Below are 25,855 nucleotides of genomic sequence, written 5' to 3'. Positions count from 1 at the left end.
CCAACGTCGTGCTGATCCTCGGTGCCGCACGCACCCGTGTCACGAACGGGTTACCCGCAGCAACCCCCGCCGCAGCAGCCGCCACCGCTGGGCGCCGGGGCGCTGGCGCTGCTCCCTCGGCCGGTGACGGCGACGGTGGAGAGCAGCTTGACGGTGTCGTCGTGTCCGGACGGGCAGACCGCCGGGTCGGAGGACGCGCTCATCGGGCGGTTGACCTCGAACGTGTCTCCGCAGGCGCGGCAACGGAACTCGTACCTCGGCATGGGCCTATTGTGCCCAACCCGCGCCCACCAGGAAGACCGTCGGGCTCCGGACCGGCGACGGCGGACCGGGCTGGACCGTCAGCCCCCGGTCCGGCCGTCGCCGGGGAGCTGGCGGGCGAGGAACCTGGTGCGTGCCCCAACCGGGTGAAGCCGACGGGTTACCGTTCTGCCGTGCCCCGCCGCAACCGACCGCGACGCCCCGGAGCAGGGTCCGGGGGTGACGAGCCCCGCCCGCTGGGCGCGGCGAGCTGGGCGCGTCGTGAGTCGGGACCGGACGGCGACTGGCTGGTCCGCACCGTCGCCGGCAGCCAGACCGTGAAGACCTACCGCTGCCCCGGCTGCGACCACGAGATCACGCCCGGCACGCCGCACGTGGTCGCCTGGCCGGCCGACGAGTACGGGTCGGCGGCCGACCGCCGGCACTGGCACAGCGGGTGCTGGAACGGACGCCGCCACCGCCGCCCGACCCGCCGGTGGTGGTGACCGGGACCGCCCGGCGGGGCGACGTCGCTCACACCCACCCCTGTCTCGACACCGGGTCGAGTGAGAGCCGGTGGCAGGATCGGGGGTTGTGAGCACCGAGATTCGCGCCAACACCGTGCTGCCCGCGCGCCGGGAGCCGATCACGCTGCACACCGCGGACGGTCTGGAGCTGATCGGCGAGCTGTCGCTGCCCGAGTCCGGTGTTCCGCGCGCGACGCTGGTCTGCCTGCACCCGCTGCCCACGCACGGCGGGATGATGGACTCCCACGTCTACCGCAAGGCCGCGTGGCGACTGCCCGCGCTGGCCGACATCGCCGTGCTGCGGTTCAACACCAGGGGCACCGCCAGCGAGGCCGGCCGCAGCCAGGGCTCCTTCGACAACGGCGTGGGCGAGCGGTTCGACGTCGCCGCCGCCCTGGAGTACGCGGAGTTCCACGACCTGCCGAACATCTGGCTGCTCGGCTGGTCGTTCGGCACCGACCTCGCGCTCATGTACGGCTGCGACCCGGCCGTGCGGGGCGCGGTCCTGCTCTCCCCGCCGCTGCGCTTCAGCCAGCCCGAGCACCTCCGCGTCTGGGCCGAGTCGGGCAAGCCCGTGCACTGCTTCGTGCCCGAGTTCGACGACTACCTCCGCCCGGACGACGCGCGCGCCCGGTTCGCGGCGATCCCCCAGGCGGAGGTGGTGCCCTTCGCCGGGGCCAAGCACCTCTGGGTCGGCCGCGCCGAGGACGTCCTGGACGCGCTCGTCGCCCGGGTCGCCCCCGACGTGCCGACGCCGCTGCCCCGGACCTGGGACGGGCCGTCGGAGACCCGACAGGTCACGATCGTCGACTCGTGAACACGGAGGCCGGAACGCCCTCCAGGTCCCTCGTGCCCAGGAGGGTGAAGCCGAGGCGCTCGGCGACCCGCACCGCGGCCGCGTTGGTGGTCGCGGTGCGGATGACCACCGTCTGCTCCGGCCGGGCGGCGTGCGCCCAGTCGACCGCCGCCCTGGCCATCTCGGTCGCGTAGCCGCGGCCCCACGCGGTCGGGCGGAAGCGGTAGTAGAGGTTCAGCTCCGGCCGGCCGTCGAAGTCGAACTGACGCAGCCCGCCGAACCCGAGGACCTCCCCGGTCCCCGCGTCCTCGATCGCCCAGTAGCCGATGCCGTGCTCGACCCAGTCGCGCTGCCAGGCGGCCAGGTTCTCCCTGATCTCCTCCAGCGTGGGCGGCCCCGTCGGGTTGTGCCGGTTGGTCTCCGCGTCCCCGTGCACCTCGATCATCGCGGGGAGGTCGGCGTCGACGAGCCTCCTGAGCACCAGCCGTTCTGTTCGGATCTCTTCGGGAGCACCGGCCATGCCGGCACCCTAGTGACGGGCGCTGACGGAACTCACGCGGTTTTCCACGGACCGCACCTTGAGAGGGGCGTTCTCGTGGGGACGAAGGCTCTCCGTCTCGGGAGAGCCAGCCCCCTTCCGACACGCACCGCCGACGTCGCCCACCAGCTCGCGTCAATGTCCTCAATGGACGTTTCGGGCGTGGCCCGGTGTGCGCCCGGTTCAGTCCAGACGGCTCTCCGGCAGCCGGGCCAACACCTCGCGCACCACCTCGTCGGGAGTCATCTCCGAGGTGTCCAGCCACAGGCCCAGCTTCGGCGTCCGCTCCCGCAGGACGGCGTCGAGCGCCTCGATCGACCAGATGTCGTAGCCGGTCTTGGCGCGGTCGCGCTCCCTGCCCACGACCGCCGCCGGACTCGGCGCGAGGACGACGAGGTGCACCGGGCGGGTGCGGAGCGCGGCCAGGAAACCGGGCAGCTCCTCGCCGATGATCACGTCCTCGACCACGGTGTCGAAACCCGACTCGTGGAACGAGTCTGCCAGCGCCGCGGACTGCCGGTACCGCAGGCGGAGCTGGGCGAGCGCCTCCTCGGAGGGCTCGGGCGACATGTCGACACGGCCGGTCCGCACCATCTCGCGGACGAGGTCGCCCTCCACGAACGCGCCGCGCGGGAAGGACTCGGCGAGCAGGCGGGCGACGGTCGTCTTGCCGCTGGCGGAGATCCCGGTGACGACGATCAGGTGCGGGCTGGGCATGCGCGCCAGGATAGGAAGGGTGAACATGATCGACAAAGGAATTGGCCCCGCGCTCGTGCTCCTGCACGCCTTCCCCGCCGACGCCGGGATGTGGGACGCCGTGCGCGCCCCGCTCGCCGAACGCGTCCGTCTGGTCACTCCTGACCAGCGAGGACTGGGCCGCACACCCCTGGACGAGAACGGCCAGCTCCCGGCCCCCGATCTCGACGTCGTCGCCGAAGACCTGCTCCGCCTGCTCGACCACCTCGGGATCGACCGGGCGATCCTCGGCGGCTGCTCCATGGGCGGGTACGTCGCCATGGCCGTGCTCAGGAAGGCGCCGGAACGGGTCGCGGGCCTGGTCCTGGCCAGCACCAAGGCCGTCGCCGACACCGAGGAGCAGCGCGCCGCCCGGCTGGCGGTGGCGGCCAGGGCCGAGGCGGACGGCACGGCGGGCTGGTTGGCGGACTCGGTGCTGCCCACCCTGGTCGGGGAGACCAGCCACGCGGAGCGCCCCGACGTCGTCGCCGCCGTGCGGGCGCTCGTGGAACGCCAGCCGGCGACGGGCGTGGCGTGGGCGCAACGCGCGATGGCGGCCCGGCCAGACTCGACCGAGACGCTGAGGTCCGCGCGCGTTCCCGCCCTTGTCCTGGCCGGCGAGGAGGACCGGCTCACGCCGCCGGAGGTCGCCCGGGACCTCGTCGGCCTGATGCCCCGCTCGGAGCTGGTCGTCCTGCCCCGCTGCGGCCACCTCGCCCCGGTGGAGGCTCCGGAGGCGTTCGCCGCCGCCGTCCTCGACTGGCTTCCCCGAGCGCTTGGCTGACGCGATGACCGGACGTTCCGCCGCTGCTCACAACGCAACGGGGGAGGAGGGAGGCCCGCACGGCCGGACACCCGTGGTGTGGACGAAAACTGACCACGATCCGGTGACATCGACGCGGCGACCCGCGCCACCCACACAAACTGTCAGACCCACCTGCAACTCTTAAAACAGGGGGTCCCCCTAGTAACGCTGTTTTGGGCGGATTTGCGGGCAGAGTGGCTGAATTTGCTGCCACTCGGGGCGAAATTGTGCCCTTCCTGTCGGTTCGTGCTGGTTCGTGCGCCCCACGTCGACACCTCGCCCCTCCCACCGGAGAAGCGGTCGACGCCAGCGGGCACCATCCCGGCTTCTTTACTTCTCAGTCCCGGTGAGCGCAGGGAGCACCACCGGGCACACGTCGTCGTTCGCCGCCTCGACCTGAGCGATCTCAGACTCCCCGAACCCCTGTCCAGGTGTGCGCACCCCTGGCCTTCTCAACCAGAGAGCAGGGCGGCGCGCCATCCCGACAGCAGGAGGTCCCGGTTCTCGCGCGGATTCTCGGAAGCGAGAGGGCATTCCTGGCGGCGAGAACGCCGAACGGCCCCGCATCCGTCCTCAGTGGACTGGATGCGGGGCCGTCCGGTCATCCGGGTGCGCCGCGTGTCAGCGCTTGGTCCTGGCCCGCCCAGGGGGAGCGGGCTTGCCGCCCCGCTGGGGGTTGGGCTGTTGCTGTTGCTGTTGCTGCGGGTTGTTGTTCCGCGGCGGCTGCTGGCCCTGCGGGGGCTGCTGACCCTGGTGACCAGGTCCCGCCTGCGGGTGCCCCGGGGGCTGGTGCCCCGGGGGCGGTCCGGGCACCGGGGGGCGCGGCGGCTGGTTGTTCGGGCCGCCGGGCCGGACCGGGGGCGGCGTCACGCGCTGCGCCGGCTGCGGGCCGGGCGGCGGCGTCGGGAGCTGGATCCGCTTGGTCGGCGGGTCCAACTGCTCCAGCGTCGGCTTGGGCAGCTTCTTGGTCGGGCCGTCGATGTTCCTGGTCGCGGCGTCCGCCTTGGCGGCGTCGACCTTCTCCGTCTTCTCCGCCCCGGCCTCGGCCTGCTTGCCGGCGTTGTCCCCGCCCGGCTGCCTGCCGGAGCCGGCCGGACCGGCCGGAGCCGCCGGAGCGGCCGGAGCCGCCGGAGCGGGCTGCTGGCCCTGGTTCTTCTTCGCCGCCTCGGCGGGAGCGGCCGTGGCGGGCTGCCCCGACTTCGGCGTGTCCGCCTGGGGGCCGGGCGACGTGGGATCAGTCGACTTCGGACCGGTCGGCTTCGAGTCGGTCGACTTCGGATCGGCCGACTTCGGATCGGCCGACTTGGGATCGGTCGACTTGGGATCGGTCGACTTCGGATCGGCCGACTTCGGATCGGCCGACTTGGGATCGGTCGACTTGGGATCGGTGGGCTTCGCGGCGGCCGACGTCGGATCGGCCGGCTTGGCCGCCGTCGCCCCGTCCTCGGTCTTCCCGACCGCCTTGCCGGCGTCCGGGCCCTTGTCGCCGACCTTGGCGCCGCCCTTGACGCCGGCCTCGCCGTCCCTGTCGTCCGACTTGGCGCCGCCCTGCTCCGGCCCGTTGGCCTTCCCAGCCTCGGCACCTGGCTTGCCGGCGGCGCTGGTGCCGCCGGCCGACGCCGCCTTGTCGTCCCCGCCCTTGGCGTCGGTGGACGTGGCCTTGTCCGTAGCCTTCTCCGCCTTCTCAGGCTTGTCGGCCCCGTCGGCGTCGCCAGCCTCGTCGGCCGCGTCGGGAGCCTCGCCCTTCGTCGCGGCCTTCTTGTCGCCGGCCTCGCCGTCGCCCTTCGCGTCCGCCGCGTCGCCGCTCTCCTCCGCCACGGCGGCGGTCCCGTCCTCGGCCTTCGGGGACTCCTCGTCGACCTTGGTCCGGCCGGCGAGCACGTCCTCCTCGTCGGCGTCCGGGGCGAGCTTCGGCGCGGCCTCGTTGACCAGGCCGTGCAGCGTCTGCATCTCGCCCTGGAGGTTCTGCATCTCGGTCTGCATCGCCCGCAGGTGGCTCTGCGTGCCGAGGAGCTGGTCGAGGATCCTGCCCCGCAGCTCCCGCAGCTCGGAGACGCGCCGCGTGGCCTCCGCGACCCGCCTGGTCGCCTCGTCCGTCGCGAGCCGCACCCTGCGGTTGGCCTCCTCGGTCGCCTCGCGGACGCGCCGGTTGGCCTCGTCGGTGGCCTCCCGCACCCTGCGGTTGGCCTCGTTCGTGGCGTCCTGGAGCTTCTGGTTCGACTGCTGCGTGGCGTCCTGGAGCTTCTGGTTGGCCTGCTGGGTCGCCTCCGCGACCCTGCGGTTGGCCTCGGCCGTGGCCTGCTGGAGGCGCTGGCCCGCCTGCTCCACCCTGCGGTTGGCCTCGGCCGTCGCCTCCTGGAGCTTCTGGTTGGCCTGCTGGGTCGCCTCGGCCACCCTGCGGTTGGCCTCCTCGGTGGCCTCCCGGAGGCGGCGGGTGGCCTCCTCGACGCGCCGGTTGGCCTCCTCGGTGGCCTCCCGCACCCGGCGCTCCGCCTCGGCCTTGCTCGCGGCCTCCTGCTCGGCCAGCGACCGCATGGCCTCGGCCCTGCGGCCGGCCATCGCGATCTCGAAGTCCTCCTCCACCTGCTTGCGGCGGGCCGCGGCCTCCGCCTCCAGGTGCTGCTGGCGCTGGCTGGCCTCGCGGGTGATGCGCTCCGCCTCGGCCCTGGCCCGCTCCAGGACGCCGCGGTGCTCGGCCTCCATCTCGGTGCGCCGGGCGTCCATGTCGGCGATGAGCTTCTCGTAGCGGGCGCGCAGCTCGGCGCCCTCCTGCTCCGCCTTGGCCCTGATGTGCGAGGCCTCGGCCTGCGCCCTGGACTTGATCTCGGCGGCCTCGTCCTGGGCCAGCCGCAGCATGCGCTGGAGCCGCTCGCTCATCCCCTCGACCGTGGTGGGCGGCTGGGCCAGCCGCTCCACCTGGCCGCGCAGGCTCTCGATCTCGGTGCGGGCCACCTCCAACTGCCGCGCGAGATCCGCCGCCTGGGAGACCGCGGCGTCGCGGTCCGCCGCCAGGATGCGCAGGTCGGCGTCGAGGCGTTCGAGGTGTTCGTCCACCTGCGCGCGGTCGTACCCGCGCCGGGCGATGTCGAATCCAACCCCGAGCGGGACCAGGTCACGGTCGTCGGCAAGGCCCATATTCCTCACGCTACCTGGGAGTGGTGGGTGATTGGTGACGCACCGCGGGTGACACGGCATTGGTAACGCAAGAGTGGCCTCCGCGCCGGGTGAAACGCGGAGGCCACTCTCGGAGGGGAATCCGGTCGGGCGGGCGCGACGGGGACGTCAGCCGGCGGTGACCGAACCCAGGACCCGTCAGATCTCCGGGCGGCGCGGCGGACGCCGTCAGTCGCTGTCCGTCGCCGTCAGCCACGGACAACGGCGTTCCGCGCGGACAACCCAGACGACCCGGGCAACGAGGTCGGGCCGTCCGATGCCGTCAGCCCCTGTCCGTCGCCGTCACACGCCGCGGAACCGGTTGATCGCGTCCAGGTGCCTGGCCCGCAGCTCGTGGTCGCGCACGCCCAACCCCTCCTCGGGAGCCAGACACAGCACGCCCACCTTGCCCTGGTGGCTGTTGTGATGCACGTCCAGCGCCGCCTGCCCGGTCTCGGCCAACGGGTACACCTTGGACAGTGTGGGGTGGATCTTTCCCTTGGCGATCAGGCGGTTCGCCTGGTACGCCTCGCGGTAGTTGGCGAAGTGCGAGCCGATGATCCGCTTCAGGCTCATCCACAGGTACCGGTTGTCGTACTGGTGCATGTAGCCGGAGGTGGACGCGCAGGTGACGATCGTGCCGCCCTTCCGCGCGACGTAGACGCTGGCGCCGAAGGTCTCCTTGCCGGGGTGCTCGAAGACGATGTCCGGGTCCTCGCCGCCGGTCAGCTCGCGGATCCTGGCGCCGAACCGCTTCCACTCCCCGGGGTCCTGGGTGTGCTCGTCCTTCCAGAAGCGGTAGCCCTCGGCCGCGCGGTCGATGATCAGCTCGGCTCCCATCCGTCGGCAGATCTCGGCCTTCTCCTTGCTGGACACCACGCAGACCGGGATGGCGCCGCCGTTGAGCGCGAACTGCGTGGCGTAGGAGCCGAGGCCGCCGGAGGCGCCCCAGATCAACACGACGTCGCCCTGCTTCATCGCCGCGCCGTTGGCCGACACGAGCTGCCGGTAGGCGGTGGAGTTGACCAGGCCGGGGGCGGCGGCCTCCTCCCAGGACAGGTGCGCCGGCTTCGGCATGAGCTGGTTGGTCTTCACCAGAGCGATCTCGGCGAGGCCGCCGTAGTTGGTCTCGAAGCCCCAGATGCGCTGCTCGGGGTCCATCATGGTGTCGCCGTGCCCGTCGGGGTGCTCCAGCTCGACGCTCAGGCAGTGCGCGACCACCTCGTCGCCCGGCTTCCAGTTGTTCACGCCGGGCCCGGTGCGCAGCACGACGCCGGCGAGGTCGGAGCCGACGACGTGGAACGGCTGGTCGTGCCGGGCGGCCAGCGGCGAGGTCCTGCCGTAGCGGCGGAGGAAGCCGAAGGTCGGGACGGGCTCGAAGATCGAGGTCCACACCGTGTTGTAGTTGATCGCGCTGGCCATGACCGCCACGAGCGCCTCACCGGGCCCCAGCTCGGGGGTCCGCACCTCGTCGAGGTGCAGCGAGCGGCGAGGGTCCTTCTCCTTGTGCGGGACGCCCTCGAACATGTCCACCTCGTCGGCGTGCACGGTGACGCCGCGGTAGGACTCCGGGACCGGGATCGAGGCGAGTGCGTCCAGCTCGTCGGCCATGATCGCGTCGAGGATCTTCTGCACGGCAGGTACCTCCCTGTTCCAGGGCTGTTCGGCTTGCGGAACGCCGAGGGTGAGCACCGAGGGATCGCGCCGGAGAGCGGAGCGTCGGCGCAGGTTGGGCGGAGGTTACCGACGAGTAACGATCCAGGGGAGCGTGGTGTGAGCCACTCCACGTCGTTATCCCCCGATCGTTGGCAGAGCAGCCGCCGCGTCGGCGCGGCGGCCGCGCTCCCGAGGAGTGGTCGGCGGCCGCGGCCGCGGCGGGGGAGCGGGCGGGGCCAGAGCCCGAATTCCCGCTTCTACCTGCGACGACAACCCCTTGACCGGCCGGCCGGCCAAAGCGCACGCTGGGCGTGGTGGGCCTGGCTGGTCCGCCGGAGCCCACCGAGTCCTCTTCGGACGCGGAGGTGGTTGGGATGACCAGACCGGTTGGCACGACCAAGCCGTGGAGCCGCTGGCAGGACTGGGCGTCCGTGGTGCTGGGGGTCTACACGCTCCTGGCGCCGCTGTGGACCGACACCAACACCAGCGCCATGTGGACCATGATCGTCTTTGGCGCGCTGCTGGCGGTGACGGGGCTGTGGTCCCTGGCCGCGCCGGGCTCGGTGGTCAGCGAGTACTCGCACGTCGTGCTCGGGGTCCTGTTGTTCCTGGCGCCGTGGGTGATGCGGTACAGCGACTACACCCAGGCGTCCTGGACGTCGTGGATCGTGGGCGTGCTCGCCGTGGCGGTCGGCCTCGCGGCCGTTCCCGCGGCCAACGCCGCGCACCGCGGCGTCGCCGGGCAGCACTGACGCTGACCGCTGCTCGGGCGACGGGGGCACGGGTGCCCTCGTCACGGCATCCGTGCTCGCCCGTGACGGCCGAACCGCGTGGCCGTCGACGTGGGCGTGTCGTGCGGACCGCCCGCGCTGACGGCCGCCGGGCCCGACGTGAGGGGTCGACGCCATGACCTCGGGGGTGGGTGTCCCACAGGACCGGGGGGTGGGCGCCCCGCAACCAGGTGCCCCGCGGAACCTCGCGGTGGACACCCCACAGCAAGGCACCGCACGAGAAGGCACAGCGGACGCCCCGCGGGGGAGCCCGGTCGGTGAGTCGTGCCCCGGCGCGGCCGGCGGTCCCGGTCCCGGTCCCGGAGCCACGGTGGGCGGTCTCGGAGCCGGTGGCGTTGAGGACGCGGGCGGTGGCGCGGCGTCGGCGAGGGACCGCATCCTCCGCGCCGCGGGCGAACTCTTCACCGAGGTCGGCTTCGACGCCACCCCGACCTCGCGGATCGCCGAACGCGCCGGCGTGCCCAAGGGCCTCGTGCACTACTACTTCCGCCACAAGCCGGACCTGCTCGCCGCCCTCGTGCAACGCCTGCCCGAGGAACTGGTGGACCACCGGAGGGTGGTCGTCCCCGGGGACGTGGCGGAGAGCCTGCGACGACTGGTCGCCGCGCTGGACGCCCGGCTCGGCGCCTCCTGGGCCCTGTCGCGGCTGTTGTGGCGCGAGGCCGACCGGCACGAGGCCGTGCGCGAGGCGTTGCGCCGCCGGTTCGCCAGGATCGTCGAGCAGGTGCGAGGCGTGATCACCGCCGCGCGACCGCCCACCGCGCGCCGCGCCGACGTCGACTCGGCGGCCGGTCTGCTCGCGGCCGCCGTCAGCTACCGGCACACGCTCGCCCGGCGCGGAGAGCGCGTCCGTCCCCTGGAGCGGGAGCTGAGCTTCCTGGCGGACGCGCTCACGCTCGGCGCGGGCTGCCCCCGGCCACCCGTCACCGGGTCCGCCGCGCCTCGGGGAGGCTCCGGCTCGCCGGCGCCCGGGTCTGCCGCGCGCTGACGGACGACGCCGGCCGTGCGGATCACGGACGACGCCGGTCGTGCGGGCCGCGAACGCCGCGGGTCAGGGCCGACCAGTGGCGACGACCAGTGGCGACACAGTGCCGTGCGGCGCCGGCCGGTCCGGGCGGTGGTGGGCGCCGGTCGGCGCTGGCCGACGCGGGCGCGTGCCGATCCATCCTGGTCGGCCTGGTCCGCGGAGGTGACCGCGAATACTTCTTCAGTGGCTCCCGTCGGCGGCCGGTTCGACGAGTTCCACGAGCACGCCGCCGGCGTCCTTCGGGTGCACGAAGTTGACCCGGCTGTTGGCCGTGCCCCGCCTCGGCTCGTCGTAGAGCACCCGCAGGCCCTTCTCCCGCAGCGCCGCGCACGCCGCGTCGATGTCGCTCACCCGGTAGGCGAGCTGCTGGAGGCCGGGGCCGTTGCGGTCGAGGAACTTCGCGATCGTCGACTCCGGCGAGAGCGGTGCGAGAAGCTGGATCGCGGTGCCGTCCCGGTCGCCGGGCGCGTGCAGCATCGCCTCCCGGACACCCTGCTCCTCGTTGGTCTCGGTGTGCGCCACCTCCAAGCCGAAGGTGTCGCGGTAGAACGCGATGGCCGCGTCCAGGTCCGGCACGGCGACGCCGACGTGGTCGACCGCCGTCACGAAGGGCTTCAGCAGGTCAGGCATGCTGGGAGGGTAGGTCGTCCCCCGCTCCGCTCCGTGTGCGACTCCTCACACGGAGCGGGTCGGGAGATCACGGGTATGGTCCGCAGTTAACAACCGCTAGCACCGCTACCGGAGGCGGCCGTGGGCGACACTGGTCGGCCCACCACGCGCGGGCGCCGGCCGGGTGCGGGTGTCCCGCTGGAGCACTGGAGGCAACCGTGACCGGTTCCGTCATCGTCGCGGGGGCACGCACCCCGATGGGGCGACTGCTGGGGTCGCTGAAGGACTTCTCCGCCGCCCAGCTCGGCGGGGTCGCGATCAGGGCCGCGCTGGAGCGGGCGGGCGTCGCCCCCGACCAGGTGCAGTACGTGATCATGGGACAGGTGCTCACGGCGGGAACCGGCCAGATCCCCGCCAGGCAGGCCGCCTCGGCCGCCGGCATCCCGATGACCGTGCCCGCGCTGACCATCAACAAGGTGTGCCTGTCCGGCCTCGACGCCATCGCCCTGGCCGACCAGCTCATCCGCGCCGGCGAGTTCGACGTCGTCGTGGCCGGCGGCCAGGAGTCGATGACCCAGGCGCCGCACCTGCTGCCCAAGTCCCGTTCCGGCTTCAAGTACGGCGACACGCAACTGGTCGACCACATGGCCTACGACGGCCTCTTCTGCGCCTTCGACCAGGTCGCCATGGGCGCGTCGACCGAGAAGTACAACTCCCGCTACGGCCTGACGCGCGAGGAGCAGGACGCCTTCGCCGCGCGGTCGCACCAGCGGGCGGCCGCCGCGCAGGCCAACGGCGTGTTCGCCGAGGAGATCGCCCCGGTGGAGATCCCGCAGCGCAAGGGTGACCCGGTCGTGTTCGACACCGACGAGGGCGTGCGCGCGGACACCACCGTGGAGGGTCTGGCGAAGCTGCGGCCGGCCTTCGCCGCCGACGGCACCATCACCGCCGGCTCGGCGTCGCAGATCTCCGACGGGGCCGCCGCCGTGGTCGTGATGAGCCGCGCCAAGGCCGAGGAGCTGGGCCTGGACTGGATCGCCGAGATCGGCGCCCACGGCGTGGTCGCCGGCCCGGACGCCAGCCTGCACGAGCAGCCGTCGAACGCGATCAGGGCGGCCTGCGCCAAGGAGGGGATCGACCCGGCCGACCTCGACCTCGTCGAGATCAACGAGGCGTTCGCGGCCGTGGGCCTCGTCTCCGCCCGGCAGCTCGGCGTCGACGAGGAGAAGGTCAACGTCAACGGCGGCGCGATCGCGCTGGGCCACCCGATCGGCATGTCCGGCGCCCGGCTGGCGCTGCACCTCGCGCTGGAGCTGCGGCGGCGCGGCGGCGGCGTGGGCGCGGCCGCGTTGTGTGGTGGCGGTGGTCAGGGCGACGCGCTGATCATCCGGGTGCCGAAGCAGGGCTGATGGCGCGCACGGTCGACGTCGCGGACCTCGTCTCCCGGGCCAGGGAGGGGCAGCCGCGCGCGCTCGCGCGGCTGATCTCCCTGGTGGAGGACGCCAGTCCGCAGCTCCGTGAGGTCGCCGAGGCGCTGGCCCCGCACACGGGGCGGGCCAGGGTCATCGGGCTGACCGGCTCGCCCGGCGTCGGGAAGTCGACGTCGACCTCGGCGTTGGTGTCCGCCTACCGGCGGCAGGGCAAGCGGGTCGGCGTGCTCGCCGTCGACCCGTCCTCGCCGTTCTCCGGCGGCGCGCTGCTCGGCGACCGCGTGCGGATGCAGGAGCACGCCACCGACCCCGGGGTGTTCATCCGGTCGATGGCCACCAGGGGGCACCTGGGTGGCCTGGCGTGGGCGACCCCGCAGGCGCTGCGCGTGCTCGACGCCGCCGGCTGCGACGTGGTGCTGGTGGAGACCGTCGGCGTCGGGCAGTCCGAGGTCGAGGTGGTCTCGCTGGCCGACACCACGCTGGTGCTGCTCGCCCCCGGCATGGGCGACGGCATCCAGGCGGCCAAGGCCGGCATCCTGGAGGTCGCCGACGTCTTCGTGGTCAACAAGGCCGACCGGGACGGCGCCGACCAGACCGTGCGCGACCTGAAGTACATGATCTCGCTGGGGCGCAGGGAGCGGGAGGGCGCGATCTGGCGGCCGCCGATCGTCAAGACCGTGGCGGCCAGGGCAGAGGGGCTCGACGAGGTGGTCGCGGCGATCGACGAGCACCACGGGTGGATGGTCGCGCACGGCGAGCTGGAGCGGCGTCGGCGCCGCCGGGCCGAGGCCGAGATCGAGGCGATCGCGGTGGAGCGGCTGCGGACCGAGCTGGGCGACGTGCTGGGCGGCGCGGCGCTGGAGGGGTTGGCCAAGCGGGTCGTCGCCGGCGAGCTGGACCCCTACCGGGCGGCCGACGAGCTGATCGCCACGCTCCGCGACCAACGCTGAGGCCCCGAACCGCTCCGGAACGGCTCCGGAACGGCTCCGGAACGGTTCCGGACGCTGAGGGTCAGCGCCGGGTCGCCCTGGGGGGCGGCCTCGGCGCTGAGTTGGATCAGTGCTGGGTTGATGCCGAGTCGGGATGTGCCCCGGGGTTGTGACGCCCTGGTCCGGGGCGTGGCACGAGTGGTGGTGCTGGTCCTTCGCGGGTGCGTCACCTGTCTCGGCGAGGTCCTGATGCTCTTTCGTGGCGGGTGTCGCGGCCCCTGCTGTCAAGGGCATGGAGCTGATCTGTGGACAAGTCGTGGAGCGGCCCCGAGTTATCCACAGCCTGGCGTGATGGGCTGGTCGCGGCCCGTGTTCGGCCGATAGGCTGGAGCGGGGCTCGCCCCCCAGGGCGGGTGGGGGGTAGTTCTCAGGTGATCTTGTTCTCCGGCCTCCGGCGATGAGGGTGTTTGACCCTGTTTTCCGTGCGGTGTCAACCCTGTCGCCGTGCTGGGTGACGGGGTTGTCCACAGGCGCCGAAGTTGTCCACAGAGGACTGGTGCGGCGCTGTGCCCGGGGTGCTGCGGCGGTAGGCTGGAGCGGGGCTCGCCCCCCAGGGCGGGTGGGGGCTGCGCTGGGGTGGATGGGGGATCAGGGCGGTCAGTCCTGGTGCAGGCAGATCAGGTTGCCGCAGGTGTCGTCGAAGATGGCGTCGATGCCGCCGTAGCCCATCCTCGTCGGTGGCATCGTGAACTCGACCCCGCGCCGCGACAGCCGGTGGTAGTCGCCCTCGCAGTCGTCGGTGGTCAGCGCGGTGGCCGGCGAGCCCGCCGCCCGCACGGCCTGCTGGAACGCCCGCGACGGCCCGTCGGCCCTGCTCAGCAGCAACTGCGTGCCGTCGGGGTCCTCCGGTGAGACCACGGCCAGCCACCGCGCGTTCTCCCCGTACGACGCGTCCACCGAGACCTGGAAGCCGAGCACCTCGGTGTAGAAGGTCCGCGCCCGGTCCTGGTCGTCGACGTAGATCTCGGCCAGTTTGATCCGCATGGTCGGTCCTCTCGGCGGCCTCTCATCGGGACGTGACAGGAAGCGACGCTAGGCCGTTCCACCTCGTCCTGCCTCCCGACGCCCACCACTCCGCGTCGGCGGTGTCGGCGGCACGGGCTGCCCGGTCCGCACCAGGACAGGTCCGCGCACCGCACCAGGGCCGGTTCCCGCGCCGAACCAGGAATGGGCCGATCAGCCATCCAGAAACGGGCCGAGAGCTGAACCAGGAGCGGCCCGGCACCGCATCAGGAACGGCCCGGCACCGCATCAGGAACGGGCCGAAGCAGGAGGAACGGGCCGGCCAGGCGAAACCAGGAGCGGACGGACGACGGGGGAAGGGCGGTGCGGCGATGGATGGACATGCGCGGACATGGCCCGCGAGACGGCCGTGGGCCGGCTCCCCGCACGGGAGCCGGCCCACGGCGCGCGTCAGGGGTCAGCAGCTCGTCTTGTAGAAGTACTTCGACTGCTGGTCCATGTCGTCCCGGGTGATGGCCACGAGGTCGGTCTGGATGTCGCCCTCGGTCGGCTTGCCCTCGATCGCGGCGACCGCCTGCTCGACGCCCCTGCGGCCGATGCCCGCCGGGTCCTGCGCGATCAACGCGTCCACGCCGCCGCGGCGCAGCTCGTCCACCTGCTTGGGGCTGGCGTCGAAGCCGACCAGCTTCACCGCGCCGGTCTTGCCCGCGTTGCGCAGCCCGGTCGAGGCGCCCTCGCCGGTGTTGAGGTTGGTGGCGAACACCCCGGCCAGGTCCGGGTTGGCCGACAGCGTCGCCGACACGATCTGCGCGGCCTTGGCCGGCTCGTTGTCGGTGTACTGCTGGCCGAGGTACTTGATGTTCGGGTACTTCTTGATCTCCTCCTCGAAGCCCTTGGCCCGCATGTCGGTGGTGGAGGTCCCGGCCTTGGTGTTGAGCACCAGCACCGACCCCTTCTCGCCGACCAGCTTGGCCAGGGTCTCGGCCGCCTTCCTGCCGCCCTGCTCGTTGTTGGAGGAGATCTTGGCGACCGAGATGGACGCGTCGGTCACCTTGGTGTCCACCTCGACGACCTTGATGCCCGCGTTCTTCAGGTCCGCCATCGGCCGGGCCATGGCCTTGTCGTCGGTCGGCGCGATGAGCACGCCGCCGGGCTTGGTGGCCAGCACGCCGGTCACGATCGGCGTCTGGAGGCTGGCCTCGAACTTGTCAGGAGCCTGCTCGGACAGCTCGTAGCCGCGCTTCCTCGCCTCCTCCTCGGCGCCGCAGCGCAGGGAGATGTAGAACGGCTCGGCCTTCACGCCGGGGATGAGCACCAGCTTCTTGCTGGCCTGTCCCGAGGAGTCCCCTCCTCCGCCGATCGTGCCGCCGCCACCGCAGCCCGCCAGCGTCACCGCGGCGAGCACCGCCACGCCGAGCCGCAGCGCCTTCGCCCCTGCCATTCCTCTGCCTCCTCCTTGTGGGGTACCCGCCGGTCGCTGCCCGCGCGCCGAGGCCGACCACGGCCGTCCGCCGGCGGCGCGCGTGCCGCCCCGCCTCATCGGCCGCTGTCCCGCGCGCGGCGTCGCTTCTGGTCGAACCACACCGCGGCGACCAGGACCACGCTCACCGCGATGGGCTGCCAGAACGGCTGCACCCCCACGATCACGAAGCCCTTCTGCAACACCGCGGGGATGAACACGCCGATCACCGTGCCCAGCACCGAGCCGACACCGCCGAAGAGGCTGGTGCCGCCGAGGACCGTGGCGGCGATGGCGTTCAGGTTGTCCGTGCTGTGCCCCGCGATCGTGGTCGTGCCGAAGTAGGCCAGCGACATGAACCCGGCGAGGCCGGCCAGCAGACCCACGAACGTGTACACGAACACGAGGTGCCGGGTGACCGAGATGCCGACGCGGCGCGCCGCCTCCTCGTTGGAGCCGATCGCGAAGGTGTAGCGGCCGAACGTGGTGGTGTGTAGCAGCCACGCCCCGAACAGCGTCACCACCGCCGCGACCAGCACCATGTGCGGCACCTGGAAGGTCTGGCCGAACCCCAGCGAGTCGCGCAGCGCCGCCGGCACGGTCCGCACGTCCACGCCGCCGGTCAGGAGCTGCGCCGCGCCGAGGGCCGCGCCGAACGAGCCGAGGGTGACGATCAGGGGCGGGATCTTGAACCTGGCGATGAGCAGGCCGTTGAGCAGGCCCCACGCCGCGCCGCTGACCAGCGACAGCAGCAGGCCGAGCGCGATGGTGCCCACGCCGGCCTGGGTGGCGTCGCCGCCGGGGCTGACCGCCTCCATGGTCATCGCGCCGGCCACGCCGGCGAACACCAGCACCGACCCCACCGACAGGTCGATCCCGGACGTGATGATCACGAACGTCATGCCGACCGAGAGCACCAGCAGCACGGCCGCCTCGATCAGCAACGTCTGGAAGTTGTACAGCGTGGGGAAGGAGTTCGGGCTCAGCGCGCTGAACACGGCGTAGAGCGCGACCAGCACCAGCCCGATCCAGAACGTGCTCGCGCCGACCAGCCGCTGCCACGCCGTCCTGCGCGGCAGCCCCGCGCCGCCCTCGTTGTCCACAGTGGAATTCCCTGCGCCGGTCCCCGCCGTCTCGCCCGTCACGACCGTCCCGTTCGTCGTCTCCGCGTCGCCGCTCATGCCGCGTCCTCCTGCGACAGCGCGCCCGTCATCGCCCCGACGAGCTGTTCCAGCGAGACGTCGGCCGCGGTGAACCGGGCCACCCTGCGACCCAGCCGCAGCACCTCGACCCGGTCGGCCACCGCCTGCACCTCGGGCATGTTGTGGCTGATCAGCACCACGGCCACCCCGGTGTCGCGGACCCGCCGGATCACGTCGAGCACGCGCTCCCGCTGCACCACGCCGAGCGCGGCGGTCGGCTCGTCCATGAAGACGACCTTGTTGGCCCAGACCACCGCCCGCGCGACCGCCACACCCTGCCGCTGCCCCCCGGACAACGCGCCGATCGGCACGTCCAGGCTCTGCACCTGGACGCCCAGCGTCCGGAAGTGCTCGGCGGCCCTGCGCCGCATCTCCGCCTTGTCCAGCATGCCCAGCCGGCCGAGCAGCCCGCCCCTGCGCAGCTCCCTGCCCAGGTACAGGTTCGCGGCGGGGTCCAGCTCCGGCGCGACCGCCAGGTCCTGGTACACCGTCTCGATCCCGAGCTGGCGGGCCGTGGTCGGCGAGTCCAGCACCACCGGCCGGCCCTCCAGCAGGATCTCGCCGGAGTCCGGCCGCTCGGCCCCGGACAGGCACTTCACCAGCGTCGACTTGCCGGCGCCGTTGTCGCCGATCAACGCGACCACCTCGCCGGCCCGCACCTCGAACGAGGCGCCCCGCAGCGCCTCGACCGAGCCGTAGCGCTTGACCAGGTTGCGTGCTTCCAGCAGCGCGCTCATCACTTCCTCCCCGGTGCCGGCGGCCGGCACCGCACCGCGACCACGTCGCCTTCCAACCGCGCCGCGCCCGCGCCGTGCGGGACCACGACCGTGTCTCCCCGGCGCACCGCGAGGTCCCCCGAGTCGGCGCGCAGCACGCCCGCGCCCTCCAGGACGACCAGCACGGCGAACGACGGCTCCAGCTCCACCACCGGGTCGGGGTGCAGCCGGTCCGCGCGGAAGAACTCGTCCGCCTCGGGCGGCAGCAGGGGCACGGCCGGGGCTCGCCGGTCGCCGGTGCCGCGCACCAGGCCGGCCAGCCGTTCCGCCGACCAACCCGAGGTGTCCACACAGGCCAGTGCCGTCTCGTAGCCCAGCCCCAGGTGTCCCGCGCTCTCGTCCTCGGCGAACCCCCGCCACTCCAGCATCACGGAGAGGTCGGTCGGCTGCTGGAGCTCCACGATGAACACGCCCTCGCCGATCGCGTGCGGCAACCCGGCCGGCACGAAGACGGTGTCGCCGGGCCGCACGCGCACCGCGTTCAGCGCGCCCAACATCGCCGCCGTGTCCTGTGTGGACACCCAGGCGCGGACCGTGCCCGCGTCCACGTCCTCGCGGAACCCGACGTGCACCAGCGGGTCCGGCCCCGACGTGCCGACGACGACCCACGCCTCGGTCTTGCCGAACCGACAGCCCAGGTGGGCCCGGGCGAAGGCGTCCGACGGGTGGCAGTGCACCGGCAGCCGCTGGCCGGCGTCGAGCAGCTTCACCAGCAGGGCGGGGTCGTCGGCGTGGGTCGCCACGTGCTCCTCGCCCAGCCAGGCCGTGGGGTCCGCGCGCACCGCGTCCCGCAGCCACCGCCCGTCGGGCAACCGGGACAGCCCCTCCTCGGGCATCCCGAACAGGGTGGTGGTGGAGGCCACCCAGTCCTCGGGGCCGAACTCGACGGCGCTCGGCGCGTCACGCAGGTCGGCGATGGCCGCGCCGCCGCGGTAGAACCGCGGCGGCTGGTTGGCGGCGAGCCGGACGGGTCTCACGAAAGCCTCACCTCTCCGGAACCACGGGCCACCAGCCGGACCGGGAGCACGACCCGGCGCGGCGGTGAGCTGTCACCGTCGAGCCGGCCGAACAGCAGCTCGGCGGCCACCCGACCGAGGGCGGCGGTGTCGTGTGCCACCACGGTCACCGGGGGGTCCAGCAGGTCGGCCAGCTCGAAGTCGTCGAAGCCCACCAACGCGGGCCGGTCGGGCCGGTGGGCGAGGGCCCGCACCGCGTGGACGGTGATCCGGTTGTTGCCGGCCACCACGGCCGTGGCCGGGTCGGGGCCGGAGAGCAGGCGGCGCAGCGCGGCGGCGACGCCGCGCTCGTCGGGCGGCCCCATGACGACGAGGTCGTCGTCGTACCGCAGGCCGGCCCTGGCGCAGCCCTCGCGGAAGCCGCGCAGCCGTTCCACCGCCGTGTAGATGCCGGGGGAGTCGCCGAGGAACGCGACGCGGCGGTGCCCGAAGGAGGCGAGGTGTCGCACCGCCTCCGCCGTGCCGCCGATGTTGTCGACCAGCACCGTGTCGGCGACGACGTCCCCGGCGGGCCGGTCGAGGAACACCACGGGCGTGCCGGCCCGCATCTCGGGCACGAGGTAGCCGTGCTGCAACCCGGCGGGGACGATCAGCAGGCCGTCCACCCTGCGGGCGCAGAACTCCAGCGCCAGGTCGCGTTCCCTGGCCGGCTCCTCGTCGGAGGACCCGGTGAGCACCAGCCGGCCGTGCTGGCGCGCCACCTCCTCCACCGCCCTGGTGAGCAGGGAGTAGAAGGGGTTGGCGACGTCCTCCAGGATCAGCCCCACCGTGCCGGTGGAGGAGCCCCTGCGCAGGTTGCGCGCGCCCACGTTGCGGCGGAAGCCGAGCTGCTCGATGGCCGCGAGCACGCGCTCGGCGGTGCCGGGGTGCACCCCGGGCTCGTCGTTGACGACGCGGGAGACGGTCTTGATGCTCACGCCGGCGAGGCGCGCCACGTCGCTCATCGTGGCTCGCTTCACCTGGCGGGGGCCGGCTCCCGACAACGTTGTCATAGCGGCGGAATTCGACCCCGCGACTGTGACCGGTGTCAACACCGTCCAGGTCATCATTCGATCACGGTCAGTGTGATCTCATGCCCGGCTCGGGTGATCTCCGACCGATCCCCGACGTGTCGTTCCTGCTTACGGGGGATCTCCCTGCGGAATCGGGGCATCTCGCCCGATCAGGACTTGACGCCTCCTCGCCACCCTCCGCACTGTGACGTGCACAACCGGTGAACCCCCGACAAGGTTGTCAGGAAGCGGCCCCGCGCGGCGTCGCCAGCCGCGCAGCGCGGCGCCGCGCTGGGAGGCAGCGCATGACCGGATCAAGACCCCATCCGCGACCCAGAGCCCACCGCCCCCGCTCCACCCGTCACCGGATCACGGGCGCGCTCGGCGCCGCGCTGGCCGCCGTCGTCGTGGCCGCCCTGGCCCCGAGCCCGCCGGCGCTGGCGCAGCGGGGACAGGACGCGTCGGCCGCCCCGGAGGACCTCGCCCGCTGGGTGAACCCGTTCGTCGGCACCGAGCCGGGCGGCCCCGACCACGGGACCGGCGGCGGCGCCGGCAACACCTTCCCCGGGCCCACCGTCCCCTTCGGACTGCTCCAGTGGAGCCCCGACACCGTGACCCACCAGCACGGCGGCTACTACTACCCGGACAACCGGATCAGGGGATTCAGCCTCACCCACCTGTCCGGCCCCGGCTGCTCCACCTACCAGGACGTCCCGATCATGCCGTTCGTCGGCGAGGTGACCACCTCGCCCGCGACCGACCCCGGCCGGTACGTCTCGACCTTCTCCCACGCCAGGGAGAAGGCCACGGCCGGCTACTACTCCGTGGCGCTGGACAACGGCGCCAACGTCGAGCTGACCTCCACCCAGCGCACCGGTGTCGGCCGGTTCACCTACCCCGAGGGACGACCGGCCACCCTGCTCGTCAACGTCTCCGGCTCGATCGCCGGCGCGGACGACGCCGAGGTCACCGTCGGCAGGGACTCGATGAGCGGCTGGGTCACCAGCGGCCGGTTCTGCGGCGTGAACCACCGGTACCGCCTGTACTTCCACGTCACCTTCGACCAGCCGTTCGCCTCCGTCGGGACCTGGAAGAACGGCGCGGTCACCCCGGGAGCCACCACCGAGCGGGGCGGCGCGGAACCCAAGATCGACCTGGAGCGGAGCCAGCCGCCGAAGAACGCGCGCGCCGCGCAGGCCCGCGCCGAGGAGGCGCAGCCGGGCGCGGGGACCTCGGGACGTCAGGAGACCACCGTCTCCGGACCGGGGACCGGCGCGTACGTCACCTTCGACACCGCGCGGGAGCGGACGGTCACGGCCAGGGTGGCCATCTCGTTCGTGTCCATCGACGGAGCCAGGCGCAACCTCCGCGCCGAGAACGACAACCGGAGCTTCGAGGACGTGCACGCCGCCGCGCGGGGGGCGTGGAACGAGCGCCTCAACCAGGTGCGCGTGCGCGGCGGGACCGACGCGCAACGCACGACCTTCTACACCGCGCTGTACCACTCCCTGCTCCAGCCCAACGTCTTCTCCGACGTGGACGGCCAGTACGCCGGATTCGACGGGCGGATCCACCGGGCCGAGAAGGGCCATGCCGCCTACAGCAACTTCTCCGGATGGGACGTCTACCGTTCGGAGATCCAGCTCCTCGCGCTGCTGGCGCCGCGCGAGACGTCGGACATGATCCGCTCGTTGGCCGCGTTCGCCGACCAGGGCGGGGCGTGGGACCGCTGGACCGTGGCCAACGACTACACCGGGGTCATGGTGGGCGATCCCTACCACGTCATGGTGACCAGCGCCTACGCCTTCGGTGCGAAGGACTTCGACGCCAGGGCGGCGTTGCGCAGCATGGTGCGGGGCGCGACCGTGCCCACGCAGGGTTACCGGGAGCGGCCCGGACTGGAGGACTACCAGAAGCTGGGCTACGTGCCGCTCGGCGCGGAGGGCGTCTGGGGTCCGCCGGCGACGACGTTGGAGTACACCACCGCGGACTTCGCCATCGCCGAGCTGGCCCGCCGGCTCGGGGACTCCGCGACGTGGCGGGTCTTCTCCGAGCGCTCCCAGTACTGGCAGAACCTGTACAACCCGGCGACCGGACACCTCCAGGCCCGCAACCGCGACGGATCGTTCGCCGAGCCGTTCGACCCGGGCAGCCCGAGCAACTGGGTCGAGGGCAACGCCGCCCAGTACACGTGGATGGTGCCGCACAACGTGCGGGGTCTGATCACCGCGCTCGGCGGGGACGCGGAGGTGGTGAAGCGGCTCGACACCCTCTTCACCAAGCTCAACGCCGGGCCGAGGGAGCCCTACGCGTTCCTCGGCAACGAGCCGATCATGCACACGCCGTGGATCTACGCCTACGCGGGCGCGCCCTACAAGGCGCAGGCGGTGACCCGCCGCGCCGTCAACGAGCTGTTCGGCCCCGGCCCGAACGGGTTGATGGGCAACGACGACCTCGGTCAGATGTCGTCCTGGTACGTCTGGGCCGCGATGGGCATGTACCCGGCCATCCCCGGCCGCGCGGAGCTGGTCCTCAACAGCCCGTTGTTCGAGGAGGTCGTGGTCACCCGGCCCGGCGGGCAGCGGATCGTGGTGCGGGCGCGGGGCGCGGCGGCGGACAGGCCGTACGTCAGCGGTCTCTCGATCGACGGCGCTCCGACGACCAGGACCTGGTTGCCGGAGTCCTTTGTGGAGCGGGGAGGCGTGGTCGACTTCGTCCTGTCCAACTCCGCCGACCCCCGGTGGGGCAGCGAACCGGCGGACGCGCCGCCGTCGTTCCGCGAGGGCGAGGTCGGCCAACGCGGCTACGTCGAACCCGGCCGCGTCGTGGTTCCGGCCGGTGGCGCGGGCAAGGCCACCGTGGGCGCGCAGGACTTCTCGGGCCGGGGGACCAAGGTCCGGTGGACCGCCACCGCGCCGCAGGGCATCACGCTGAACCCTGCGTCCGGGGAGATCACCGTGCCGGCCGGCGGGCGCGCGACCCAGGAGGTCGGCGTCTCCGTCGCGGCCAACACGGGCGAGGGGACGCAACGGATCCCGGTGTCCTTCACCGCGGCGGACGGTCGGGCGCTGCCCGCCACCTCGCTCCAGGTGATGGTCGCCGAGCCGGGGAGCCTGCGCTCGGCGTACAACAACGTTGGGGCGAGCCCGGACGACCGGCAGGCATCCGCGAACTACGACGGTTTCGGGTACAGCTACTCCCGCAACGCGCTGGAGGCGGCGGGCATTCGTCCAGGAGGGACGGTCACTGTGGACGGTGTGTCGCACCGGTGGCCCACCGTCGCCGTGGGCGAGCCGGACAACGTCCTGTCGAACGGCGAGACGGTGCTGGTCCAGCCCGCCCCCGGGGCGACACGGCTCTCGCTGCTCGGCTCGGCCACCGACGGCAAGGCCAGCGGGACGCTCACCATCACCTACACCGACGGCACCACCCAGAACGTCGACATCGGCTTCTCGGACTGGGCCCTCGGGGGGACAGGTGAGCCCGTCGCGTTCGACAACCGGGTCGCCGCGAAGATGCCGTACCGCAACACCACCGGGGGCAACTCCCAACGGTTGGAGGTCTACGTCTTCGCCACCGCGCCGATCGCGCTCCAGCAGGGCAAGCAGGTCAGGAGCGTGACCCTGCCGAAGTCCGTTCGCGGCGGGAGCCTGCACGTCTTCTCCGTCGCCACCGCCTGACCCGGCGGTCCCCCGGTCCTTCCTGGGGAGCAGCGGTCCCGCGTCGTCCCCGACCCCTTGTCCCGGGCGACGCGGGACCGTGACCATGAGGGCATGACCGAGCCCGCGACCGTTCCCCCGGACTACGAGCTGGACGACGATCCGGCGAGGGTGGACCGCGACGCCCTGTGGGCGTTCCTGTCCGAGCAGGCGTACTGGGCTCGGTGGCGCGACCGGGCCGTCGTGGAGCGACAGCTCGACGCGGCGTGGCGGGTCGTCGGCGTGTACGAACGGGCGACCGGCCGCATGGTGGGCTTCGCCAGGGCCGCCGGGGACGGCGTCTCGGTGGCCTACCTCGCCGACGTGTACGTGCTGCCGGAGCACCGGGGACACGGGTTGGGCGTCGCGCTCGTGCGCGCCATGGTCGACGAGGGGCCTGGCGCCACCCTGCGGTGGATGCTGCACACCAACGACGCGCACGGCCTGTACGCGAAGTTCGGGTTCGCCCCGCCCAATGACCAGTACCTGGAGCGGCCGAGGCGCCTGCCCGAGGCGGCCGCCGGCGGCGCCGGCTGAGCGGTCAGCCGGTCCTGGCGCCGGTCGTCTTGCGGGTCGCGGCCTGGAGCCGGGCCTTGGCCGGGTCCCTGGCCGGCCCGCCCGCGCGGGGCGCCCTGGCCGCCCTGGCCTCGGGCGCGTGCCGGACGAACAGGGTCACCGTGACGCTGTCGGTGAACCCGTTGTTCTGCATCAGCCGCGCGGAGGCGACGTTGCCCTGCTCGACGTCGGTGACGACGCGGGTCGCCCCGGCCGCGAACAGCGCCTCGCAGCACGCCTCCAGCAGCGCGCGGGCCAGTCCTCGGCCCTGGTGGTCGGGGTCCACCGCGATCCACTCCAGGTAGCCCCAGTCCTCCCGCTCGTCGTAGGACAGCGAGCCGAGGACGAAGGCGACCACGCGGTCCCCCTCCTCCACCACCCAGCACGCGTCCGGCTGGGCGTCGAGGTGGACGGCCAGGCTGGACAGCGACCAGGAGGTGTAGGGCATGGCCGAGACGTCGAACACGCGGTGGCCCAGCTCCAGCACGCCCGCGATGTGGTCCAGGCGCATCGGGACCGGCTTCGGCACGCCGGTTGCCATGGGTAACAGCCCCTTCCAGGGTTCGGCGCTGTCCGATCCTACGTGGACGGCGGCCCCGCCGTGGTCGGCGCGGACGGGCCGACCGTCGGTCGGTGCGGGAGACGCGCGCCGCGCCGCGTGCTGACCAGCGCCAGCGCCAGCGCGGCGAGGGCGGGGGCCCTGTCCGCCCCAATCACTCAGACGGGTGGAAGTCGTCGCGCCCGCTCCGGCCGCCCGGGGCGCGGCCTGCCCGTTCGTGGTCGACGGGCGCGTTCTCCCGTCGAGAAGAGTGATTGCTTCGTGACTCCTGGTATAAGGTCACGGCGTGACTGACCAGCCGACGGACCCGTCGCAGATCAAGCCGGTGCCGGACCTGACCCACGCGGAGTGGATCGAGACCACCGAGGACGGCACGCCGGGAGTGGAGATCGCCTTCGTCGAGGACGTGGTGGTCATGCGGGACGGCAAGGACCCGGACGGCCCGGTGCTGGTGTTCACCCACGCCGAGTGGGACGCCTTCGTCGAGGGGGCCAAGGACGGCGAGTTCGACGAACCGTGGAACTGGGACACCGAGAACGACCCGACGGGCGCCGCCGGCGGCGGTGAGGGCGGTGACGGCACTGCCGGTGCGGGCGACGCGCGCGCGGACACCGTTTCGGGGCACGACGGCGACCGGTAACGACGTGTGGTGACGTTTCGGGGGAAACGGACTCAGGGTTCACCCTGATTTTCCCCTGAGCAGCGGATTTACGTTCCCCCATTCGACTACGGTGCGTCGCATGTCGTCGAATGGGGGAGCGGACGGCACCATCGTGGTGACCGATCTGCGCAAGCGTTACGGGGAGCTCCAGGCGGTGGACGGGGTCTCGTTCACCGTCGCCGAGGGGGAGTTCTTCGGCATCCTCGGCCCGAACGGGGCCGGCAAGACCACCACGCTGGAGATCGTCGAGGGGCTGCGCGAGCCCGACTCCGGCAGCGTGCTGCTGCTCGGGGAGAAGCCCTGGCCGCGTAACCCCCGGCTGTTGCCCCGTATCGGGGTGCAGCTCCAGGCGTCCTCGTTCTTCGACAAGCTGACCGCCCGGGAGCAGTTGGAGACCTTCGCCGCGCTCTACGGCGTCTCGCGCGGCGACGCCGCCGACATGCTCGACGTGGTCGGGCTGGCCGACAAGGCCGACACCCGGGAGGACAAGCTCTCCGGTGGTCAGCGCCAGCGGTTGTCGATCGCCTGCGCGTTGGCCCACGACCCGGACATCGTGTTCCTCGACGAGCCCACGGCCGCGCTCGACCCGCAGTCGCGCCGCAACCTGTGGGACGTGCTGCGGGTGATCCAGCAGCGCGGCAAGACGATCGTGTACACGACCCACTACCTGGACGAGGC

General features: G+C 72.7%; 24 protein-coding genes. 11 read left to right on the top strand and 13 right to left on the bottom strand.

Translation table 11 applies throughout. The features are described 5' to 3' along the window. Positions 1-50 precede the first annotated feature (50 nt). Positions 51-263, bottom strand: a complete 213-nt coding sequence (locus LX15_RS23835) for an FmdB family zinc ribbon protein (protein ID WP_253671874.1) — start codon at positions 261-263, stop codon at positions 51-53. A gap of 171 nt (positions 264-434) precedes the next feature. Between LX15_RS23835 and LX15_RS23830 the strand changes: the two genes are divergently transcribed. Then, complete coding sequence (locus tag LX15_RS23830; RefSeq protein WP_253671873.1) at positions 435-746, top strand: Rv1322 family protein; 312 nt, start codon at positions 435-437, stop codon at positions 744-746. Positions 747-834: 88 nt separating this feature from the next. After that, positions 835-1,584: an alpha/beta hydrolase gene (locus LX15_RS23825; RefSeq protein ID WP_253671872.1), complete on the top strand. Its 750-nt coding sequence runs from the start codon at positions 835-837 to the stop codon at positions 1,582-1,584. On the opposite strand, the gene LX15_RS23820 is transcribed toward LX15_RS23825, so the two are convergent. Both LX15_RS23820 and LX15_RS23815 read right to left on the bottom strand, forming a co-directional pair. Further along, positions 1,565-2,083 (bottom strand): GNAT family N-acetyltransferase, encoded by a 519-nt coding sequence (locus LX15_RS23820; RefSeq protein ID WP_253671871.1) that lies wholly within the window; start codon positions 2,081-2,083, stop codon positions 1,565-1,567. The two genes, LX15_RS23825 and LX15_RS23820, sit on opposite strands and share 20 nt — an antisense overlap. A 201-nt stretch (positions 2,084-2,284) precedes the next feature. Next, complete coding sequence (locus LX15_RS23815) at positions 2,285-2,818, bottom strand: AAA family ATPase (protein WP_253671870.1); 534 nt, start codon at positions 2,816-2,818, stop codon at positions 2,285-2,287. 25 nt (positions 2,819-2,843) lie between these two features. Here LX15_RS23815 and LX15_RS23810 point away from each other — a divergent pair, with 25 nt between their 5' ends. Beyond that, positions 2,844-3,620: an alpha/beta fold hydrolase gene (locus tag LX15_RS23810; RefSeq protein WP_253671934.1), complete on the top strand. Its 777-nt coding sequence runs from the start codon at positions 2,844-2,846 to the stop codon at positions 3,618-3,620. A 642-nt stretch (positions 3,621-4,262) separates the two neighbouring features. Here LX15_RS23810 and LX15_RS33240 read toward each other — a convergent pair. Further along, positions 4,263-6,776 (bottom strand): coiled-coil domain-containing protein, encoded by a 2,514-nt coding sequence (locus tag LX15_RS33240; protein WP_308213512.1) that lies wholly within the window; start codon positions 6,774-6,776, stop codon positions 4,263-4,265. A 321-nt stretch (positions 6,777-7,097) separates the two neighbouring features. After that, a complete protein-coding gene (ccrA, locus tag LX15_RS23800; RefSeq protein WP_253671933.1) occupies positions 7,098-8,405 on the bottom strand; it encodes a crotonyl-CoA carboxylase/reductase in 1,308 nt (435 codons plus the stop codon). 419 nt (positions 8,406-8,824) lie between these two features. Between ccrA and LX15_RS23795 the strand changes: the two genes are divergently transcribed. Together LX15_RS23795 and LX15_RS23790 are read left to right on the top strand one after the other, a co-directional pair. Next, the gene (locus LX15_RS23795; protein WP_253671869.1) at positions 8,825-9,202 is read left to right on the top strand and encodes an SPW repeat protein; all 378 of its coding nucleotides are present in this window, start codon (positions 8,825-8,827) and stop codon (positions 9,200-9,202) included. 349 nt (positions 9,203-9,551) lie between these two features. Beyond that, positions 9,552-10,229, top strand: a complete 678-nt coding sequence (locus tag LX15_RS23790; protein ID WP_253671868.1) for a TetR/AcrR family transcriptional regulator — start codon at positions 9,552-9,554, stop codon at positions 10,227-10,229. A gap of 219 nt (positions 10,230-10,448) precedes the next feature. Here the strand turns inward: LX15_RS23790 and mce are convergent, their stop codons facing one another. Then, positions 10,449-10,898 (bottom strand): methylmalonyl-CoA epimerase, encoded by a 450-nt coding sequence (mce, locus tag LX15_RS23785; protein WP_253671867.1) that lies wholly within the window; start codon positions 10,896-10,898, stop codon positions 10,449-10,451. 197 nt (positions 10,899-11,095) lie between these two features. On the opposite strand from mce, the gene LX15_RS23780 reads away from it, so the two are divergent. Together LX15_RS23780 and meaB are read left to right on the top strand one after the other, a co-directional pair. Continuing rightward, positions 11,096-12,286, top strand: a complete 1,191-nt coding sequence (locus LX15_RS23780) for an acetyl-CoA C-acetyltransferase (protein ID WP_253671866.1) — start codon at positions 11,096-11,098, stop codon at positions 12,284-12,286. After that, positions 12,286-13,257 carry a methylmalonyl Co-A mutase-associated GTPase MeaB gene (gene meaB, locus LX15_RS23775; RefSeq protein ID WP_253671865.1) on the top strand — a complete coding sequence of 324 codons (972 nt, stop codon included), beginning with the start codon at positions 12,286-12,288 and terminating at the stop codon, positions 13,255-13,257. Before LX15_RS23780 ends, meaB begins: the two co-directional genes overlap by 1 nt. Before the next feature lie 636 nt (positions 13,258-13,893). Here meaB and LX15_RS23770 read toward each other — a convergent pair. The 6 genes from LX15_RS23770 to LX15_RS23745 form a co-directional block, all read right to left on the bottom strand. After that, positions 13,894-14,280 (bottom strand): VOC family protein, encoded by a 387-nt coding sequence (locus LX15_RS23770; RefSeq protein WP_253671864.1) that lies wholly within the window; start codon positions 14,278-14,280, stop codon positions 13,894-13,896. A 436-nt stretch (positions 14,281-14,716) separates the two neighbouring features. Beyond that, positions 14,717-15,700: an ABC transporter substrate-binding protein gene (locus LX15_RS23765; protein WP_253671863.1), complete on the bottom strand. Its 984-nt coding sequence runs from the start codon at positions 15,698-15,700 to the stop codon at positions 14,717-14,719. Positions 15,701-15,795: 95 nt separating this feature from the next. Further along, positions 15,796-16,899, bottom strand: a complete 1,104-nt coding sequence (locus tag LX15_RS23760) for an ABC transporter permease (RefSeq protein ID WP_253671862.1) — start codon at positions 16,897-16,899, stop codon at positions 15,796-15,798. After that, a complete protein-coding gene (locus LX15_RS23755; RefSeq protein ID WP_301305155.1) occupies positions 16,896-17,657 on the bottom strand; it encodes an ATP-binding cassette domain-containing protein in 762 nt (253 codons plus the stop codon). The genes LX15_RS23760 and LX15_RS23755 overlap by 4 nt, the downstream gene beginning before the upstream one ends. After that, positions 17,657-18,673 (bottom strand): class I mannose-6-phosphate isomerase, encoded by a 1,017-nt coding sequence (locus tag LX15_RS23750; RefSeq protein WP_253671861.1) that lies wholly within the window; start codon positions 18,671-18,673, stop codon positions 17,657-17,659. Before LX15_RS23750 ends, LX15_RS23755 begins: the two co-directional genes overlap by 1 nt. Then, on the bottom strand, positions 18,670-19,656 hold the full coding sequence (locus LX15_RS23745; RefSeq protein WP_253671860.1) for a LacI family DNA-binding transcriptional regulator: 987 nt from the start codon (positions 19,654-19,656) through the stop codon (positions 18,670-18,672). Before LX15_RS23745 ends, LX15_RS23750 begins: the two co-directional genes overlap by 4 nt. A gap of 353 nt (positions 19,657-20,009) precedes the next feature. Between LX15_RS23745 and LX15_RS23740 the strand changes: the two genes are divergently transcribed. Next, complete coding sequence (locus LX15_RS23740) at positions 20,010-23,384, top strand: GH92 family glycosyl hydrolase (protein WP_253671859.1); 3,375 nt, start codon at positions 20,010-20,012, stop codon at positions 23,382-23,384. Between the two features lie 93 nt (positions 23,385-23,477). Next, the gene (locus LX15_RS23735; protein WP_253671858.1) at positions 23,478-23,939 is read left to right on the top strand and encodes a GNAT family N-acetyltransferase; all 462 of its coding nucleotides are present in this window, start codon (positions 23,478-23,480) and stop codon (positions 23,937-23,939) included. 4 nt (positions 23,940-23,943) lie between these two features. Here LX15_RS23735 and LX15_RS23730 read toward each other — a convergent pair whose 3' ends face one another. Continuing rightward, a complete protein-coding gene (locus LX15_RS23730) occupies positions 23,944-24,498 on the bottom strand; it encodes a GNAT family N-acetyltransferase (protein ID WP_253671857.1) in 555 nt (184 codons plus the stop codon). Positions 24,499-24,802: 304 nt separating this feature from the next. On the opposite strand from LX15_RS23730, the gene LX15_RS33235 reads away from it, so the two are divergent. Together LX15_RS33235 and LX15_RS23720 are read left to right on the top strand one after the other, a co-directional pair. After that, the gene (locus tag LX15_RS33235; RefSeq protein ID WP_308213511.1) at positions 24,803-25,156 is read left to right on the top strand and encodes a DUF397 domain-containing protein; all 354 of its coding nucleotides are present in this window, start codon (positions 24,803-24,805) and stop codon (positions 25,154-25,156) included. Positions 25,157-25,256: 100 nt separating this feature from the next. Beyond that, a partial coding sequence (locus LX15_RS23720) for an ABC transporter ATP-binding protein (protein ID WP_253671856.1) occupies positions 25,257-25,855 on the top strand: 599 nt, incomplete at its 3' end.

Origin of the sequence: Streptoalloteichus tenebrarius (assembly GCF_024171885.1) — a bacterium.
Taxonomy (GTDB): domain Bacteria; phylum Actinomycetota; class Actinomycetes; order Mycobacteriales; family Pseudonocardiaceae; genus Streptoalloteichus; species Streptoalloteichus tenebrarius.
The sequence above is the reverse complement of the archived record's forward strand: the minus strand, read 5'-3'. Positions and strand labels throughout refer to the sequence as shown.